This is a genomic window from Waterburya sp., from assembly GCF_058530065.1.
This window is the reverse complement of sequence record NZ_JBZNBU010000136.1, coordinates 1-16,992: the sequence shown is the minus strand read 5'-3', so window position 1 is coordinate 16,992 and position 16,992 is coordinate 1. Positions and strand designations below refer to the sequence as shown.

The 16,992-nt window shown below is 39.3% G+C and carries 19 protein-coding genes and 1 pseudogene; 9 read left to right on the top strand and 11 right to left on the bottom strand.

Translation table 11 applies throughout. The features are described 5' to 3' along the window. Positions 1-210: 210 nt before the first annotated feature. Genes AC33VI_RS09020 through ntcA form a run of 3 tightly spaced genes read right to left on the bottom strand, consistent with a single transcriptional unit; the run spans position 211 to position 2,758 of the window. A complete protein-coding gene (locus AC33VI_RS09020) occupies positions 211-639 on the bottom strand; it encodes a pre-16S rRNA-processing nuclease YqgF (RefSeq protein WP_491781934.1) in 429 nt (142 codons plus the stop codon). After that, positions 640-2,058, bottom strand: coding sequence for a DUF3084 domain-containing protein (locus AC33VI_RS09015; RefSeq protein WP_491781933.1), 1,419 nt, complete (start codon positions 2,056-2,058; stop codon positions 640-642). 22 nt (positions 2,059-2,080) lie between these two features. After that, positions 2,081-2,758, bottom strand: coding sequence for a global nitrogen regulator NtcA (gene ntcA / locus AC33VI_RS09010; RefSeq protein ID WP_491781932.1), 678 nt, complete (start codon positions 2,756-2,758; stop codon positions 2,081-2,083). A 184-nt stretch (positions 2,759-2,942) separates the two neighbouring features. On the opposite strand from ntcA, the gene fabI reads away from it, so the two are divergent. From fabI to AC33VI_RS08995, 3 genes and pseudogenes are all read left to right on the top strand, one after another. Then, positions 2,943-3,722 (top strand): enoyl-ACP reductase FabI, encoded by a 780-nt coding sequence (gene fabI, locus AC33VI_RS09005; RefSeq protein WP_491781931.1) that lies wholly within the window; start codon positions 2,943-2,945, stop codon positions 3,720-3,722. 852 nt (positions 3,723-4,574) lie between these two features. Beyond that, positions 4,575-5,033 (top strand): annotated as a pseudogene (locus AC33VI_RS09000) (reverse transcriptase N-terminal domain-containing protein); the annotation flags it as partial. Between the two features lie 224 nt (positions 5,034-5,257). Further along, positions 5,258-5,584 carry an HNH endonuclease gene (locus AC33VI_RS08995; protein ID WP_491781930.1) on the top strand — a complete coding sequence of 109 codons (327 nt, stop codon included), beginning with the start codon at positions 5,258-5,260 and terminating at the stop codon, positions 5,582-5,584. Between the two features lie 407 nt (positions 5,585-5,991). On the opposite strand, the gene tpiA is transcribed toward AC33VI_RS08995, so the two are convergent. Continuing rightward, positions 5,992-6,717 (bottom strand): triose-phosphate isomerase, encoded by a 726-nt coding sequence (gene tpiA / locus AC33VI_RS08990; RefSeq protein ID WP_491781929.1) that lies wholly within the window; start codon positions 6,715-6,717, stop codon positions 5,992-5,994. Between the two features lie 370 nt (positions 6,718-7,087). Between tpiA and AC33VI_RS08985 the strand changes: the two genes are divergently transcribed. Next, complete coding sequence (locus AC33VI_RS08985; protein WP_491781928.1) at positions 7,088-7,651, top strand: DUF3727 domain-containing protein; 564 nt, start codon at positions 7,088-7,090, stop codon at positions 7,649-7,651. Positions 7,652-7,737: 86 nt separating this feature from the next. Further along, entirely contained in the window at positions 7,738-8,283 is a 546-nt protein-coding gene (locus AC33VI_RS08980) for a hypothetical protein (protein ID WP_491781927.1), read from the top strand. Here AC33VI_RS08980 and AC33VI_RS08975 read toward each other — a convergent pair. Further along, the gene (locus tag AC33VI_RS08975; RefSeq protein ID WP_491781926.1) at positions 8,280-8,681 is read right to left on the bottom strand and encodes an ArsR/SmtB family transcription factor; all 402 of its coding nucleotides are present in this window, start codon (positions 8,679-8,681) and stop codon (positions 8,280-8,282) included. The two genes, AC33VI_RS08980 and AC33VI_RS08975, sit on opposite strands and share 4 nt — an antisense overlap. A 113-nt stretch (positions 8,682-8,794) precedes the next feature. On the opposite strand from AC33VI_RS08975, the gene AC33VI_RS08970 reads away from it, so the two are divergent. Further along, positions 8,795-8,950 carry a hypothetical protein gene (locus tag AC33VI_RS08970; protein ID WP_491781925.1) on the top strand — a complete coding sequence of 52 codons (156 nt, stop codon included), beginning with the start codon at positions 8,795-8,797 and terminating at the stop codon, positions 8,948-8,950. Between the two features lie 171 nt (positions 8,951-9,121). After that, positions 9,122-10,834, top strand: a complete 1,713-nt coding sequence (gene ureC / locus AC33VI_RS08965; RefSeq protein ID WP_491781924.1) for an urease subunit alpha — start codon at positions 9,122-9,124, stop codon at positions 10,832-10,834. A gap of 29 nt (positions 10,835-10,863) precedes the next feature. Here the strand turns inward: ureC and AC33VI_RS08960 are convergent, their stop codons facing one another. The 4 genes from AC33VI_RS08960 to AC33VI_RS08945 form a co-directional block, all read right to left on the bottom strand. Next, positions 10,864-11,436 carry a COP23 domain-containing protein gene (locus AC33VI_RS08960; RefSeq protein ID WP_491781923.1) on the bottom strand — a complete coding sequence of 191 codons (573 nt, stop codon included), beginning with the start codon at positions 11,434-11,436 and terminating at the stop codon, positions 10,864-10,866. Between the two features lie 134 nt (positions 11,437-11,570). Further along, entirely contained in the window at positions 11,571-12,209 is a 639-nt protein-coding gene (locus tag AC33VI_RS08955; RefSeq protein ID WP_491781922.1) for a histidine phosphatase family protein, read from the bottom strand. 31 nt (positions 12,210-12,240) lie between these two features. Beyond that, positions 12,241-12,474, bottom strand: coding sequence for a DUF4278 domain-containing protein (locus tag AC33VI_RS08950; protein ID WP_491781921.1), 234 nt, complete (start codon positions 12,472-12,474; stop codon positions 12,241-12,243). Between the two features lie 107 nt (positions 12,475-12,581). Further along, the gene (locus AC33VI_RS08945) at positions 12,582-13,082 is read right to left on the bottom strand and encodes a pentapeptide repeat-containing protein (RefSeq protein ID WP_491781920.1); all 501 of its coding nucleotides are present in this window, start codon (positions 13,080-13,082) and stop codon (positions 12,582-12,584) included. A gap of 144 nt (positions 13,083-13,226) precedes the next feature. Here AC33VI_RS08945 and trpD point away from each other — a divergent pair, with 144 nt between their 5' ends. Next, a complete protein-coding gene (gene trpD, locus AC33VI_RS08940) occupies positions 13,227-14,252 on the top strand; it encodes an anthranilate phosphoribosyltransferase (RefSeq protein WP_491781919.1) in 1,026 nt (341 codons plus the stop codon). Between the two features lie 29 nt (positions 14,253-14,281). Here the strand turns inward: trpD and AC33VI_RS08935 are convergent, their stop codons facing one another. Further along, positions 14,282-14,491, bottom strand: a complete 210-nt coding sequence (locus AC33VI_RS08935) for a hypothetical protein (protein WP_491781918.1) — start codon at positions 14,489-14,491, stop codon at positions 14,282-14,284. A gap of 103 nt (positions 14,492-14,594) precedes the next feature. Further along, a complete protein-coding gene (locus AC33VI_RS08930) occupies positions 14,595-16,067 on the bottom strand; it encodes an ammonium transporter (RefSeq protein WP_491781917.1) in 1,473 nt (490 codons plus the stop codon). 412 nt (positions 16,068-16,479) lie between these two features. Between AC33VI_RS08930 and AC33VI_RS08925 the strand changes: the two genes are divergently transcribed. Beyond that, positions 16,480-16,992, top strand: a 513-nt coding sequence (locus AC33VI_RS08925) for a cellulose binding domain-containing protein (protein ID WP_491781916.1), incomplete at its 3' end; no start/stop codon positions are given.

Here is a 16,992-nt window from a genome sequence, read left to right as displayed (position 1 = left end):
TTGCCTAATTACCACTCGTAACCATTCTTGATAAACTTGAGGGTGATTTCGTTTCACGGCGATCGCGAATGTTTGAGATTGCATATACAGTAATTTTACTGAGTGCTACTCCAAAATGTTAAAAACATACCCTTGAAAGGTCTCCTAGTCCCCTGGTCTCCCAGTCAACCTTAGAAGACTATTTATCGGACTTTGCAACAGCCCTACGCCCTAAAAGGGACTGGGCTTACTTGAGTCAGCTTGCTGGCGATAATATCGCTCGATTAATAATATGGCTACAATATCATCTATAGGACGGGGTGGTAAGCGCAAACCTTGGGGAAGCAGTCTTTGAATACCTTGAGGTGGATACATTAACCAATAGCGATCGCGAGCTTCTAGGGTACTGTTTCGTTCGTTAACCGTAGCAATCGGGATTTTTCTAGTTAAATTTGCTTCCAGGCGAGCACGCCATAATTGGCAAGTTGTGCCATCTCCCATCACAATCGAATCAACAGCATATTCTTGACAGAGTTGTTGAATAATGGCGATCGTAGCTTCCGCATCTACCACTTGATGATAGACTGTCTTTCCCTGGTTATTTTGTATTGCTAAACCGCATTTATCCCTTCCAGGATCTAAACCCAAAATAGTTTTCATTTACGTACTAAAAATTACTTCACCATTACGGATTACCACAAAATCAATTTTTAAAGGACCTGCAGTATAAGTATTCTCCGTAACAATCGCTTTAATTTCGTCTACAGGTTCGGTTGTTTGAGTAACCCGATTGACAAAGTTCACGATACTTTCAATTTGATTGTCGCCGATTTCAATATTGCCCAATACTCCAGCCCTTTGAGCGCGAAATTTAGAAACAGCCAACAGCCAATTCAATCTTTCTTGAACTTCTTGACGAGTAATATTTCTCGAATCGATGGATACAGTAGCGATTTCTTCTCCTTGGGGAAAAATCTGTTTGTTGGGAGCAAGATCGGCAAATACTTTAACTTGTTTTTCTCCTTGAACGTAATTCCCCGCTGAAAGAATTCTGACCACATAGTCTTGACCGTCTTTAATTTGAGAAATTAACTGTTCTACTTGAGATCTGGTGATGTTAACAATCCTTTCCGTAGATTGAGAACCACTAAATTGAGTCGCTTGAACTGCATTGCGATTTGCTTGACGCAGTAAACTGTCTATTGTCGGTCTGGCAGCATTGGGATCGACTATTTTGACCACCGCAGAAGACAAAACCTGACCTTTAACTATAGTAATTTTTTTCTCGCGCAACTCTTGATAGGACTGTTCTAAAGCTGCCACATTGCGCTCCACAAATTTTAATTGAGCCTCAAGTTGTTCTAATCTACGAGTTCTCAATTGCAAGCTAGTTTCGGCAGCAGAAATAGCTTCATCTAAAGTCGCGATGGATTTATCCCTTTCTTGAACTTGAGTTTGCAGAACTGCTTGCTGTTGCTCTAATTCTTGTAGGCGAGTTTCTTTTTCTGCCAGGATTCGATCTTGCTGTTGAATTTGCGTTTCTCGCTGTTGCAATTGAGTTTGCAATTCTTGACTTTGTTGCTGTAAGCGATCGAGTTGAGTTAGTCTTTCTTCTCTTTGCAATAGCAAACTATCTAGCTCTTGTTTTAATTTTTCTGCCCGCTGGGAAATTTTGGCTGCTTGAGCCTTTGACTCTTCAAAATCAAGATTAATTGCATTTAAGTTGGCAACGGCTTCCCTTTGTTCTTGTTTGACTCGGCCAAGTTGTCGATCTACTTGTTGCTTCTGTTGTCTAACTTCAGCTAATTCCCGTTCGATACGGCGTTGTTCTTTGAGAATATCGTCCAACTCAAAAATACCCCTCCGCAATGATTTACTCAGGCTAAATAAAATCCCCAAAGTTAAAGCAGAAATCAACATTCCCGTAATTACGGTAATAATCATAGCCGTTTGCCGAGGACGGAGGTTAAATAATCTCAGCCTTGCCTTGCCAATTTTTGTACCCAAGCGATCGCCAAATGCTGCAATAATACCGCCCAAAATAAAAATCGCTGCAATGAGGATATAACCACTGGTCATTAGTAATGATTGAATGAGGAAATTAGGAAAATTGCTGGCTAAGGGCGACGGGATTGTGTACGGTAATCTTTTTCTTATGAATCGATACCATTTCTTTATCTCTAAGATCTCCTAATAATCTAGTCACCGTTACTCTAGTCGAACCGATGGCTTCGGCGATCGCTTGGTGAGATAGTTTGAGATCGATTTTAATTCCTGCTTCGGTAGGTATGCCAAAATCCCGACACAAAATCAATAAAAAACTCACCAAGCGAGAACCCATATCCCTGTGGGCCAAGGTTTCGATCATCATTTCAGTTTGCAAGATGCGAGAAGATAAACCTCTTAACATTAATAATGATAGTTCGGGATTTTCTTGTAAGGCTTTTTCGACCTGTTCGATCGGCGCAGATAACAATTCTACAGGGGTAAATGCCACTGCATGATAAAAGCGATCGCTTTTTTGTCCTGTAATTAAAGAAAGTACCCCAAATACAGTATTTTCTCTTAACAGAGCTACGGTAATCTCTTCCCCCGCTTCATAAACGCGAGATAGCTTCACCGCACCTTTAAGTAAAAAATAAACTCTTTCGGCAGGATCTCCAGGAAAAAAAATAGTTTTTCCCCGTTCGTAACCTTCTACAATAGGGGGAAAAGAACCGCGACCGAGTTTGCGAAATACTGATGCTAGCGGCTGATTCTGTGTTAAAGGAATTTCCATATAATCTGAAGATGTTGTGTTATGGATTAATTATCGTAAATATTTACATCTTCTCATACTATATTGTTTGATCATTATACTGGTTCTGACTATTTTGTTTTTTTAATTAGCAATTAGCAATCGGTAATAAACGATCGAGGTTGTAGGATAGATAATTGCAATGAAATAAAATTAAGAAAAGATAGTGCTAGATTTAACTGGAAAAAATGCTTTTGTTACAGGAATAGCTAATAATCGTTCTATTGCTTGGGGCATCGCTCAACAACTCCATAAAGCTGGTGCGAACATTGGTGTTAATTATCTTCCTGACGAACGAGGCCGTTTTGAAAAAAAAGTTCGCGAATTGGTCGAACCTCTCAATCCTAGTATCGTCGTCCCCTGTAACGTTCAAGATGACGAACTAATTGATTCTATGTTTGCCACCATCGAAGAGCAATGGGGCAAAATTGATATCTTGGTTCATTGCTTGGCATTTGCGGAAAGAGAAGACCTAACAGGAGACTTTTCGGCTACTTCTAGAGCGGGTTTTGCTAAAGCTTTAGATATTAGTAGTTATTCTTTGAACTGCCTGGCGGGAAAAGCCAAACCTTTGATGAAAGAAGGAGGTAGTATCGTTACTCTTTCCTATTTAGGAGGAGTAAAAGTAATTCCTAACTATAACGTCATGGGAATTGCTAAGTCTGCTTTGGAAATGAGCGTGCGCTATTTGGCAGCAGAATTGGGACCAGATAATATTAGAGTTAATGCAATCTCCGCAGGGCCAATTCGTACTTTAGCATCTTCCGCTGTGGGGGGGATTCTAGACATGATTCGCCACGTAGAAGAAACAGCACCCTTGCGTCGTACCGTTACCCAAACAGAAGTAGGCAACACTGCTGCTTTTTTATGTAGCGATTTGGCTAGCGGAATTACAGGACAAGTGGTTTATGTAGACTCTGGCTACGAAATAATGGGTATGGTGTGACTTATTTAGCACAAACGTACTTTGAGTACGGGGACTGCTAGCGTTTATTGGCTAAATACCAATGGTAAGCCATAAATGATAACTAAATATTTCGTGTGGGTGCGAGTACTCCTGTTAAAAGGATTAAGATTAGCCTCTTACAAACTCAAGTCCCACCCCTCAGATGTTGGAGGTGAAAGCATACAGCGTCCTCTCTGGTGACGGAGAAGGAAGTTTCCCTTATGTCTCAAATGGTAACTGAGATGTAATAAGCGGGAGTAAAAGCGGTTCTGACTGGTAGCCTAAAACTGGTTCCCCGCAAGCAAGATAAAACATCCATGGGCAGCGCAAGCAAAGTATCCTTAAGCTCCATCATTTCGTAACAGTGGAATAGGCTTTCACACTGTAGCCAAAAGGCAATGGACTTAGAAATGTATTTTACGGGATACATTTCCAACATTTTTACAAGTCCTGGAGTACTGGATTAACCTCAATCACCGTTATTATTAAACAGCGAAATAAGGCTAATACGCTGTAGCCAAAAGGCAATATAGTTCTGGAAACAGATTCATACCTCTGTTTTCCAACATCAATTAGAACTATCGGTGAAAAGGTGCGCCCTAAAGAGTCAAACCAACGAATATTTGGAACGAGGAAACCCTCTCTTAACTCTCAGAGCATAGTCGTATCCTCTGAGTAGTCAACCAAGACGTAACATCTCTATATAGAGGTTTTGAGAGGAGTAGGATTCAGTAAAAAGCTAACGCCCTAACTCGGATTAACGAGTAATGCCAGCGATGGATGGTGTAATGCCAGGGATACGCTGACGTACTGACTGTAATTAGGAAGGTAAAAGAACAATTAAGAGTAAATATGACTAATACAGATTCAACTAAGAATACTGTGGTATGGAACCAAATAAATTGGCGTAAAGTCGAGTTATCTGTTTTCAAGCTCCAAAAGCGAATTTACCAAGCCAGCAAAAGTGACAATGTTCGGAAGTTACGGCGGTTACAAAAAACTCTCCTAAACTCATTCAACGCAAAGCTGTTGGCGGTTAGGAAGATCAGCCAAGATAACGGAGGGAAGAAAACTGCGGGCGTAGATGGCATTAAATTGCTGTCCCCAAAGCAAAGAATACTTCTTGCCAAAAATCTTAAAATCAGTGGTAAATCCAAACCTGTTCGCAGAGTATGGATACCAAAATCTAACGGAAAATTACGTCCTCTTGGCATCCCAACCATGCACGATAGAGCCTTGCAAGCTTTATTCAAAGCAGCACTCGAACCTGAATGGGAAGCCCGTTTTGAAGAAAATTCATATGGTTTTCGCAACTTTTACGCTGGTGCTTTCGTAGACATCCCAACCAAACCAAAAAATGGGCAATCGACAAGTACTTTCACACCATTGGCGGAGATAACTGGGCTTTTGCGTACAAAAGTAATAAAGAATTAATCTTTGTTCCTAAATATCAAAGTACAAAAATAGTCCGACACACCAAAGTCAAGGGTAATGCCAGTATTTACGATGGCAACTGGGTGTATTGGTCTAAGAGAATGGGTAAATACTCAGGCATCTCACACCGTAAAGCCCAATTGCTAAAAGTCCAAAAAGGAGTATGTAATCATTGTGGACTCACTTTCAAGCCTGAAGATAAAATCGAAATCGACCATATCACCCCCCTCAAAGCAGGAGGTAAAGACAAATACGATAATCTTCAGGTATTACACAAACATTGTCACGATGTTAAGACAAAAACGGATTTAGTAATTATCAAACATTACAAGATTCGCCAAGAGTGGAACAAAGTTTATCGGAAAATTCAGAAACAATTTGAGAATTCAAATTGGGTTTGGGAAGAAGATTTACCCACTTTAGTCTGAATGGTGTTCGTAACAAGAACCTAATTGGAGAGAAGCCGTGTGAAGCGAAAGTTTCATGCACGGTTTTGAAGACGAGTCACCTTGGTGACAAGGTGGCTTAGTTTAACTAGCGGTCTGTATAGTAGAAAAATACTAAATTATGGGAGTTGAGGATATTTCTATCCTCTTCGATCCTTCCTCAGACGTTAGTGGATCTAGATATACTGGCAATCTCAAGTTAAATCCTGTGGTTCGGGTTAATTAACGTGAGTTCGGGTTGAGCTACTGACTATGAACTTAGTTACTAGTTATTAGTTGAAACTTCTCTAGATTAGAAGCAGCGATTAAAAACTAAAGACTAAAAACTAAAAACCAAAGACTAAAAACTATTCTCTTCGAGCAATTCTTGTATCCCGAACTCAGGTTAACTATTGATAATTAGCAATACGAGCGAAACTTGTTGCTTCCAAACTAGCCCCACCAACTAAAGCACCATCAATTTCTGGTTGGTTCATAATCTCATCCACATTACTAGGTTTTACAGAACCGCCATACTGAATAGTAATATCTCGATTATTTAATTGCTGTCGAATAATACCAATTACACGGTTGGCTTCTTTAGATTCACAAGTATCTCCCGTACCAATTGCCCAAATTGGCTCATAAGCAATAATCAAATTACTTTGATCTACTTCAACTAAATCTTGTTGTAACTGATTTATTATAATATTTTCTGTTTCTCCAGCATCCCTTTGTTCCTTGGTTTCGCCAATACAAAGAATGGGTTTTAAGCCATTTTCTTGAGCGGTTTTTAAACGTAAGTTTACTGTTTCGTCTGTTTCACCAAAATATTGTCTGCGTTCGCTATGACCGACAATGACATAGGTTACGCCAATTTCTTTGAGCATAGCTCCTGAAATTTCTCCAGTATAAGCTCCTTCTGTTTCCCAATGAATATTCTGAGCACCTAACATAATTCTACTGCCATGTAGATTTTTAGACATAATGGCGAGAGAAGTAAAAGGTGCGCAGATCACTATTTCTCGACCTTCAACGGTATTTTCTATTTCTGATTTGAATTTTTCCACAAAAGCCAAGGACTCTGCTTGATTTTTGTGCATTTTCCAATTTCCAGCAATGACTATTTTTCGCACAATCTAAAAATATTTTCAATTATCTGCAAACCTCAGTTTAAGGCTTTGAGGGGGACTAAAGCTAGATTAGACAAAATGAAACTAAAAAAACATTTTTAGAAGTTGTCTATTGGCAACCAAGAAAACTCGAGGGGTTTAGATAAAATGGCGTTGGTGAATGGGTAATGTTTTAAACAGAAACAGGTATAGTGACATACCAAAAACTATGCCAGCATTTGACAATCTACCAAATTCTTTCAAAAGTTTGACCACCCTTAAAAAATGGTATTCTAAAATCTATAATAAAATTCTTTGAAGTCAAACTATATTAAGAACTGAGTCTATTCTAGGGCTAATTAATAATTAAAAAGATTTAAAGCAATCGAGAATTATGTCATCATCTAAATTTAGTCCAGACGAGCAATATGAAGAGGAAACTCTGACGATTGTAGACGATCGCGGACGATCGCTTTCTTGTTATATCGAACAGTCTCTAGAAATAGACGACATGATGTATTTATTGCTAGTACCTATAGATATTCCCATCGTTATTATGGCGATTCACAATGATAGTGGCGATCGCCTGGAGGCAGAAATGCTCGATGATGAAGATGCGATCGCTTTGATTTTTGATGATGCTAAAGCAGTATTGGCAGAACAAAACCTTTCTTTGCAACATACAGCCTATACTTTAACTGCCACGGGAGAACTCCCCCCCATTGAAGAAGATAGCATCTTAACCCTCGACTCTCAAGGAATTGATGACGAAATAGAAGAAGAAGAATTACAATCTTTGGCACAGTTTTATCACGCCAAGCGCAAATATGGAGTTTATACTCCTCTAACTCCTTTATTATTTTTTGCTAGATATGATTCAGAAAATCGTTTGGAATTAGTGTCTCCCGATCGAGACGATTTGATTCCCATCTTAGAAGAATTGTTATCAGACGATTAAGATCGAGTCGGCAGATTCGGCTATGCTAAACTTAGATTCCTCTCCTTCAACCGAGAGCTTCATTTTTTTTATTTAGATCGAAACTTATGAGTCGTCTAAAATTGGTGCTATTGGTGGCAATTGTCATTCTCTTGGCGATCGTCTTTATCCAAAATCGCGAACCGATCGCACTTAAATTACTTTGTCCCGATAGCACTCAAACTTGTCTTTATCTGACTCCCAGTTTGCCCCTAGCTGTTTGGATGGGAGTATTTGCCCTGGGAGGATTTATTAGTAGTTTGTTAGGACAAGTGCTAAGTCGCTACCAATATGCCAATCCTCGCAAATATCAATCTTCCTCAAACGATTTCGAGGGAGAAAAAACTTCAAATCGAGTTGCTAAATCTAAGATCGATCCAGACAACTCGGCGATCGCAGATAAATATCGATCTAGCAGTTATGAAGTTCCCCAAAAACCAGAAAGTGTCGAACGTTCTGGATCTACTTATTCTTACAAGTATCGCGATGCGCGGGATGAGCCTCAAGATACAACCCCATCCTATAAGTCTAATAATCAATCTACTAATAGTTCGACCAACACTTCCATGGACTCAGAGATCGATTTAAGTAAAGACGATGAAGATTGGATTTAATCTAAATTGATTGCTTCTAAATATTCTTTCGCCGATTTGTATAAATCTAATACATGACGATTGAATAAGCGATAGTAAATTTTATCCCCTCTCTTGCTGTGGCTAACTAGTTTTAAGGCTTTCAATATTTCTAATTCCTTAGAAACTAAAGATTCGGTCATTTCTAAAATCTTTGCCAAATCCTTAAGGCACAAATCTCTTTTTGCCAATAAAGATAGGACTCGCAAATGGTTCACATCCCCCAGTGAATTTAGGAAGTCTGCCATTTGTTGAGCTTTATCTAATTTGAGAACTTGCTGACGAAAGTTTTTTATATCTAAAGAATTAATGTCAACAGAACTACTTATTTTATAAGTATTACTGCGAGAAGATCTGGCTGCTGACATTGGTATTTGCATGACTAAATGATTATTTTTATTTAATCTATAAATTAGTAATTTTTATTGTAACTACCCTTCTAATTAAAGATTTGACTAATAAAATCCCGTTCAGAAGTAGCAGAAAGTACAGATTGATTATTTTGAGCCAGGATAATTTCTATAGAAAATCTATAGAAAGTGCGATCGCCAATTATTTTTTAATTATCAAGTATCGATTATTTTGGTTGGCGATCGCCAAAAAATGGCACTGTCTCAAATTCTCAGTCACCCTCTGGTTAAACCATTAACGAAAAATTACCTTATCTGGTAAATCGTTAATATATTCTGCGATCTGCACGCAATATGCCCTTTTTCCCTTAATCTAAAGACTAATTGCAGTATTTTGGGTTTTACACCTATTAACTCAAAGCTAACTACTTTCAACAATAGCTAGAGAATCGATTGAAAAGATAAAAGATATGAGCTATCAAATGGAGCGACGGGCATATGCAGATACCTATGGCGCAACAACAGGCGATCGCGTTAGACTGGCGGACACAGAATTATTTATTGAAGTAGAAAGAGACTACACCACTTACGGCGATGAAGTTAAATTTGGTGGTGGTAAAGTTATTCGCGATGGCATGGGTCAATCTGCCATTTCTCGTACCGATGGCGCAGTGGATTTGGTAATTACCAATGCTTTAATTCTCGATTGGTGGGGAGTGGTTAAGGCAGATATCGGCATCAAAGACGGCAAAATCTGTAAAATAGGTAAGGCGGGCAATCCTCAGATTCAAGATAATGTAGATATCATTATTGGTGCTAGTACTGAGGTTATAGCGGGAGAAGGTCACATCGTTACGGCTGGGGGCATAGATAGCCACATTCACTTTATTTGTCCCCAACAAATTGAAACTGCGATCGCATCGGGTATTACTACTATGATAGGAGGCGGTACGGGTCCTGCTACGGGTACTAATGCCACTACTTGTACTCCTGGAGCATGGAATATATGGCGGATGCTTCAGGCGGGGGATGCTTTTCCGATGAATTTAGGCTTTTTGGGTAAGGGAAATAGTGCCAAATCCGCAGGATTAGTCGAACAGGTACAAGCAGGGGCGATGGGGTTAAAACTCCACGAAGATTGGGGTACTACTCCCAAGGCGATCGATACTTGTTTGAATGTTGCCGATGAATATGACGTACAGGTAGCGATTCATACCGATACTCTTAATGAAGCGGGGTTTGTGGAGAATACGATCGCAGCTTTTCAAGATCGAGTAATCCATACTTACCATACCGAAGGGGCTGGTGGCGGACACGCCCCCGATATTATTAAAGTTTGTGCTTATAACAATGTATTGCCTTCTTCGACTAATCCTACTCGTCCCTTTACAGTTAACACTTTAGAAGAACATCTCGATATGTTAATGGTTTGCCATCACCTAGATAAAAGCATTCCCGAAGATGTGGCATTTGCCGAATCGCGCATTCGTCAAGAAACTATTGCTGCCGAAGATATATTACACGACTTGGGAGCATTTAGCGCGATCGCTTCAGATTCTCAGGCAATGGGTAGGGTAGGAGAAACTATTATTCGTACTTGGCAAACCGCCCACAAAATGAAAGTGCAACGGGGAGTATTATCTTCTGCTGACAATCAGCCAGCGGATAATTTTCGTGCCAAACGCTATATTGCCAAATACACCATTAATCCAGCTATCATGCACGGCATAGCCGATTATGTCGGTTCTTTAGAAGAAGGTAAGCTAGCGGATATCTGTCTCTGGCAACCCGCCATGTTTGGAGTCAAACCAGAAATAGTTCTCAAGGGAGGTGCGATCGCCTACGCTCAAATGGGCGATCCTAACGCCAGCATTCCTACTCCTCAGCCAGTATTTATGCGTCCTATGTTTGCTAGCTTTGGCGGTGCAACGGCAGCTACTTCTATCTCTTTTCTGTCTCAATTCGCTATGGATGCAGATATCCCCAACCGAATTGGTTTGAATAAAATAACTGCTGGGGTTAGCAACACCCGCAATATAGCCAAAACAGATATGAAGTTAAACGATGCTTTATTAAACATCGAAGTAAATCCTGAGACCTATGAAGTTAGGGCAGATGGAGAATTATTAACTTGCGAACCCGCCCAAGTATTGCCAATGGCACAACGCTATTTTTTGTTTTAGCTATATTGTCTTGAGTATCAATACTTTCACTATCTAGTAAAGCCCAACAATTGCCAAAAATTAACTTCATAGGCGGTATTCTGAACTCCTCTGGTCTGACCTTTAGATGATGAGGAAGTAGGAGTAGCTTGTAAAACAGGATCGAGAATTGAATTTAAAGCATTGCTAGCAACTTTTACTGGATTTTCGCTCTCATCTACAGGATTGAGGGTAAATAGTTCCAAAGCACAAGGTTCTCGTTCTCCCGCAACACAAATAGCAGGAAACTCTGGAGACTCCCAATCTTCAGGATCGAAATTACTCGAAGCATTAAAGGTCAAAGAAGATAAATCGTTTCCTGCTGCTGCATAGTCGTTTAGTTTTTGAGTCACAGAATCGCATAACTGTTTGGGAGCGATCGCAGTGCTGGCTTTATCTAGATTCCAATGAAATATAGCTTGTTCCGTACCATTGCTGCTTTTAGCAACTGTAGTGGGCATACCTTCGTTCGATTGACAGTAGAATACAGCTTGGGATGCTATTGCAGACTTGCCAGCCGTCAAAATCATACTAATAGCGATCGCTGTAGAGGCAGAGAATGATGCTAGATATTGACTTTTCATTTAAAGTACTTTGATTTTGAAAACTATATCTATATATATGTTTGTATAAGTAAAATTATACAGTTTCAGATTTACTAGATCGGGGAAATTACGGAAACTTTATTAATCTGACAATCGAGTTTAAATTAATATTATTAATTCAAGCGAAATTCTGATTCTGTTTGAGACAAGTGAGAAGTATCGGCAAAAAATTCCAACTGCCAGCGGTTTTCTTGCCAAACAACTTTAGTTAAAGAACACAAAGAAACCTTCAGATGGGGCGTTTCGGGAGCTAAACCGTAGGTTACTCCATGTACAGATACCCCATGACCGACAATTAAAATATTATCGGAATAGTCAAAAACCAACTTTTGAATTGTCTGAGCCGTGCGTCGGTAAACTTCTGCCTTATTTTCAGGATAGGTAGGAGTAAAATAGGATTGATAATTCCAGTCGATTAAAGGATATTTTTTAGCTAAAAACTCCTGGGGATGGAGTTCTGGGGTTGCGCTCATCCAGTCTGGGTTGTGCCATTCCCCCAAGCCCGCTTCCAGCTTAATGGGTAAGTTGATAATTTCTGCCACTTCATGGGCAGTTTGGATCGTTCGTAAAAAGGGGGAGGCAAAGATATGAGTGATTTTTTCCGAACTAAGTCTGCGTCCTAATTCTGCTGCTTGGACGAAACCATCGTCGGAAAGGGGCGGATCGTAACGCCTGCGGGCGGTATTGAACCATTCAGGATTGACAAAATCAAGACGATTGCCATGTCTGGCTATCCAAACTGTTTGGGACATTATTAATATTAAATTGAATTTAGTTAATTACTTAATGGCGATCTATATTGATTAAATGCTTGGTGTTACTATCAAAAAATAGGTTTTTAGTATAGCTAACACCACGATAAGTATAGTAGTGAATAGGTCTGACTAAAATAGGTTTATTTTCTGGCTGATGTTTAGCTTGAATTTTTTGCTCTAGAGAAACTGTTGTTTCTGAAAGATTGATTGGAGTTTTGAGTACTGGGGCTTGGTAGTTAACGCCTCTGTAAGTTAGTTTCACAGTTTTGTCTCCTCGATAATTTGATAGTGGATTGAATTTTTGCTTACCACTCCATATGTAGGAAACTTAAAAAAGTTGCACTAATCAAACAGAAGCATTATTTTTTTCTACTTACACCCTAAAGATTCGCGAGTATCTACTCCTGTTTTGGGATTGACTCCAGTAGCATTCTCACAGAGTTGTTTGACTTGCCATTTTTCTAAAACTGCCAAAGTAAAATCAGCACCATCAATTTTGGCATCCTTGAAAGTAGAAAAGGATAAAATTGTTTCTTGAAAGTTAGCATTAGTCAAATCAGCACCATCAAAATTGGTGAGATAGCCAAAACCATAGCTAAAATCTGCTCCAGTTAAATCGGCATCTTGCAAATTAGAAGCGTTAAATACCGCACCTCTAATATCTGCATCGCGGAAATTTGCTCCTTCCAAGTCTACTTTGGCAAAATCGACACTTTGTAAAACTTTGCCTGCAAAATCTTTTTCGATTAAATCTGAAGCACTGTAAGTAGAAGGGGTTACAGCAGTAGAACTACCTGCGATCGCGGGGAAAGGAAAAATTAATACAATTAACAGCAACAAAACTGCACTTAGTCGGAGAAAATATTTCATAGATAAATTTATGTTTAAGCAAATATAGGGCGCGCCCTGACAAAAAACTATACAGTTTTTAATTGTAAATCTTCTCACGACACTAGTGGGAATAATTACCTGTTTTCCTCGACTGCAAAAGCTCGCCAAATAACAACAACAACTATGGATTTTTCAAGCCTGCTACAACAACTATTAGACGGACAATCTCTCTCCCAAACTCAAGCGGCACAAATCATGTCAGGATGGTTGCAAGAAGAGATTCCTGAAGTATTATCGGGAGCAATCTTAGCAGCTATCCAAGCTAAAGGAGTTTCCGCCACCGAATTAGCAGGAATGGCAAAGGTACTCAAATCCCAATCTCTCCAACAAGATACGATCGCCTACGATTTTCCTGTTATCGACACCTGTGGTACTGGAGGAGACGGAGCTTCTACATTTAATATTTCTACCGCAGTGGCTTTTGTAGCAGCAGCAGCAGGAGTAAAAGTAGCCAAGCATGGTAATAGATCTGCTTCTAGTAAAGTAGGCTCGGCAGATGTTTTAGAATATTTGGGAGTAGATTTAACCGCTCCCTCAGATAGGGTAAAAGCTGCTGTAGACGAAGTAGGAGTAACATTTTTGTTTGCTCGCGGTTGGCATCCCGCGATGAAATCTGTCGCTCCTTTACGCAGTACCCTCAAAATCCGAACAATATTCAATCTTCTCGGACCATTAGTCAATCCTTTATGCCCTACGGGACAAGTAATCGGCGTTTATAGTAGTGCTTTCCTCGATAGTATGGCAGAGGCTTTAAATATTCTCCAAACCCCCAAAGCAATTGTTTTACATGGCAGAGAAAAGTTAGATGAGGCAGGATTGGGAGATGCCACAGATTTAACAATGGTTAATGAAGGGAAAGTGATGCCAGGAATAATTAATCCTCAAGCTCTAGGCTTGAAAGCTGCTTCTTTAGGCGAACTTAAGGGAGGAGAAGTAGCAGAAAATGCCACTATCTTACGCAATGTACTCCAGGGAAAAGGAACTACTGCCCAACAAGATGCGGTAGCCCTCAATGCTGCCTTGGCTTTGCAGGTAGGAGAAATCATACCCTTTGGGGAACATCTTCAAGGAGTGAATATGGCTCAAGAAGTTATTAAGAGCGGTATGGCTTGGACTAAGCTGGAAGAGTTGGTGGCTTTTTTAAAATAGATATCTGTTTCAAAAACTTTGAGACAACATTAGGGAACGATCGTGATAGTCGTTCCTGTTTGAATCGTACTAGAAAGCTCATCTAATTGTATCTGGCGATCGCTATTATTTTTGGCGATCCAATAATTAATTGGAGGAATATATCCGATCTTATTCAATTGCCAATACAAAAAAGGGCTAAAAGTTAGAAATAGTCCCAATCGAATTAAGTTGCGATCGCCTTTCGTCAACCAAGCCATAATGTCTATATATTTATTTCTGATAATATTGCTTCGGTATTTAAACTACTTGCGATCGCCATGATTTTGACTTTTTCCAGGTTTTAGATAACCATTAGAAGAGTCAGGAAAAAGTACCATCGCTACCATTAAGTTCTTCTTCCCGAGAAACCCTCAAAGCCTTACGAGCGCAGTGTAGATATTTATAAAAGGTACTTTGGTTAGTATATGGATCGTTAACTGGAGGCACATTTTTCTTAGAAGATTTAAAAATGTCATTTAGAGACTCTAAACTATAAATTGCCAAACCAATTAAGAGCCAAAACACCAAACTAAGAATTAGTGTAGTTACATTAACTACTAAAATCCCCATAAGTTGAGCGAATATTTGTTCGATTCTAATTACGGGATGGTTGATATAAGGAGGAAGTGGATTGGCAAATAAACCCGCAGCAAGTGTTCCCCAAATACCACATCCTAAATGGACGGGAATTGCTCCTACGGGATCGTCAATTTTTAATTCTTCTAATAGTTTTTCAAATACAATAGTCCAGATACTGCTAACAGCACCGATCGTTAAAGCTGCTGCCAGGGTGACATAGGCAGAAGAGGCTGTAATACTGACTAATCCTCCTAAAATACCATTAATTACTAAAGATAAAGGCGGTTTGCGCTCGCGCAATCCTCTGAGTAATAAAACAAAAATTCCTCCCGATGCCCCTGCCAATAAGGTAGTAGCAATAACATGAGGAATATGATTTATCGAACGAGCCGAGCCACCATTAAAGCCCAGCCAACCCAACCAAAGAATTAAACAACCCAAAGTAGCAAAAGAAAGATTAGCATAGGCAAAATCATGGGGGCGATCGCTAAATCTATTTCCCCTTAATAGATCTGGATTATAACCCTGCCATCCCCGACGAGGGCCAATTAAAATCGCACCCACCAATCCTGCCATCCCGCCAACGGAATGTACTACTGTCGAGCCAGCAAAATCCAAAAAATTAATATAAGTTGCCAGCCAACCATTAGGATGCCATACCCAACGTCCCGTGATAGGATAGGCGATCGCAATCAAGCAAAAACTAAAACAGAAAAAAGCCCAAAACTTTATCCTCTCTGCCATCGCGCCAGATACAATGGTTGCGGTAGTACCAGCAAAAACTAGTTGAAAGAAAAATACTACTACTAAAGGCTGTTGGGGATAAATGACTTGCAGAGCGTCAAAGCTACTGGGAAGTCCATTTTGAAATGGCGGTTCAAAGGCTTGAAAAAAAAATCCTGTCTCTCCCAACCAACTACTACCATCGCCAAACATCAAACCAAAACCCACCAGCCAAAAGGCTAAAATCGAAACACAAAAAACAATCAAGTTTTTAGCCAAAACATTAGTTGAATTGCGAACTTGACAAAAACCCGTTTCTAACATGGCAAAACCAGCATTCATAAAAAATACCAAGCTTCCCGCTACTATCAACCACAGGGTATTCAATTGTTCTGATTCTATAAAGTTAGGTACTTGAGCTAATGCTGGTTCGATCAAAATTAGTAATAAAACCCCGCTGAAAAACAGACCTAAATGTCGATAATAATACATAAAAAATAATCTAAAACTAATTCTCTAGTTTTGTACTAGGAAAGAAAATAATTAATGGAATTAATTTGGTTTTTAAACTTAGCTAAACTTAGCTGGCGATCGCTACTAGATAGTCAAAATTTGTCAGGCGATCGTTCTCAGATTCTATGACGATTGGGTATTTTGGCACAAATTTTTAATTTCCACTCCCAAAAACAACTGTTTTAACTGCTCAGATCCCTTTAACTATTTTTTGTAATGACGATCGCATTTTCTCAGTGTTTCGTCTCACAGGAGTCATTATCAAGAAAAGATAAAGTTGATTCATTGGTAAATAAAGAACTGATAAAGAAAAAAAGAGTTTTTCAATCCTTTAAGAAAAATCAGTTTCAATAGTTAATTTCTTTGAACAGAATAAGTTTTAAATAATAAAATGCTAGTTAATCAAAATACTTTTAATCTTAAATCTACAATTACTGATGATTGGGGAAATGTACATAGAGTTGCTATCGATCTTGAAGCATTATCCAAAACCAAAGATTGGAAGATGGAAATTTCTGTGCCAAGCGATTATGATATCTCAGAAATTTATGGTGGCAAACTAATTACAGAAGGCGGCAAAACCTATCTATCAGGAGAGAACTGGAATAAATCTCTCGATAAAGGAGATAAAACCGAGATTATCTTAATTGTTAAAGAAGGCGCAAGTAGTGATGCCGATCCCATAAAACCACAATTTATTTTTGCTGATACTCCCCAATCTACTTTTCGAGACAATCAATTAGATACTAGTAGTTCGATTGTCGAAGATTGGAATGGTGGATACAAACTAGAACTAGACATTACAGCCCAATCTCAAGCAAAGAACTGGACAGTAGATTTTGAACTTCCCTACGAAATTAGAGCAGCTTACGGTGTAGACTTAACCGACAATGGGGACGGTACT

What these genes read in the sequence shown, in the direction of transcription:
- AC33VI_RS08945 (WP_491781920.1), bottom strand. Translation starts at nt 13,082, where the DNA reads ATGAAATATTTTCTCCGACTAAGTGCAGTTTTGTTGCTGTTAATTGTA.
- AC33VI_RS08995 (WP_491781930.1), top strand. Translation starts at nt 5,258, where the DNA reads ATGGGTAAATACTCAGGCATCTCACACCGTAAAGCCCAATTGCTAAAA.
- AC33VI_RS09020 (WP_491781934.1), bottom strand. Translation starts at nt 639, where the DNA reads ATGAAAACTATTTTGGGTTTAGATCCTGGAAGGGATAAATGCGGTTTA.
- AC33VI_RS08960 (WP_491781923.1), bottom strand. Translation starts at nt 11,436, where the DNA reads ATGAAAAGTCAATATCTAGCATCATTCTCTGCCTCTACAGCGATCGCT.
- ntcA (WP_491781932.1), bottom strand. Translation starts at nt 2,758, where the DNA reads ATGGAAATTCCTTTAACACAGAATCAGCCGCTAGCATCAGTATTTCGC.
- AC33VI_RS08980 (WP_491781927.1), top strand. Translation starts at nt 7,738, where the DNA reads ATGAGTCGTCTAAAATTGGTGCTATTGGTGGCAATTGTCATTCTCTTG.
- AC33VI_RS09015 (WP_491781933.1), bottom strand. Translation starts at nt 2,058, where the DNA reads ATGACCAGTGGTTATATCCTCATTGCAGCGATTTTTATTTTGGGCGGT.
- AC33VI_RS08955 (WP_491781922.1), bottom strand. Translation starts at nt 12,209, where the DNA reads ATGTCCCAAACAGTTTGGATAGCCAGACATGGCAATCGTCTTGATTTT.
- trpD (WP_491781919.1), top strand. Translation starts at nt 13,227, where the DNA reads ATGGATTTTTCAAGCCTGCTACAACAACTATTAGACGGACAATCTCTC.
- AC33VI_RS08935 (WP_491781918.1), bottom strand. Translation starts at nt 14,491, where the DNA reads ATGGCTTGGTTGACGAAAGGCGATCGCAACTTAATTCGATTGGGACTA.
- ureC (WP_491781924.1), top strand. Translation starts at nt 9,122, where the DNA reads ATGAGCTATCAAATGGAGCGACGGGCATATGCAGATACCTATGGCGCA.
- AC33VI_RS08985 (WP_491781928.1), top strand. Translation starts at nt 7,088, where the DNA reads ATGTCATCATCTAAATTTAGTCCAGACGAGCAATATGAAGAGGAAACT.
- AC33VI_RS08975 (WP_491781926.1), bottom strand. Translation starts at nt 8,681, where the DNA reads ATGCAAATACCAATGTCAGCAGCCAGATCTTCTCGCAGTAATACTTAT.
- AC33VI_RS08930 (WP_491781917.1), bottom strand. Translation starts at nt 16,067, where the DNA reads ATGTATTATTATCGACATTTAGGTCTGTTTTTCAGCGGGGTTTTATTA.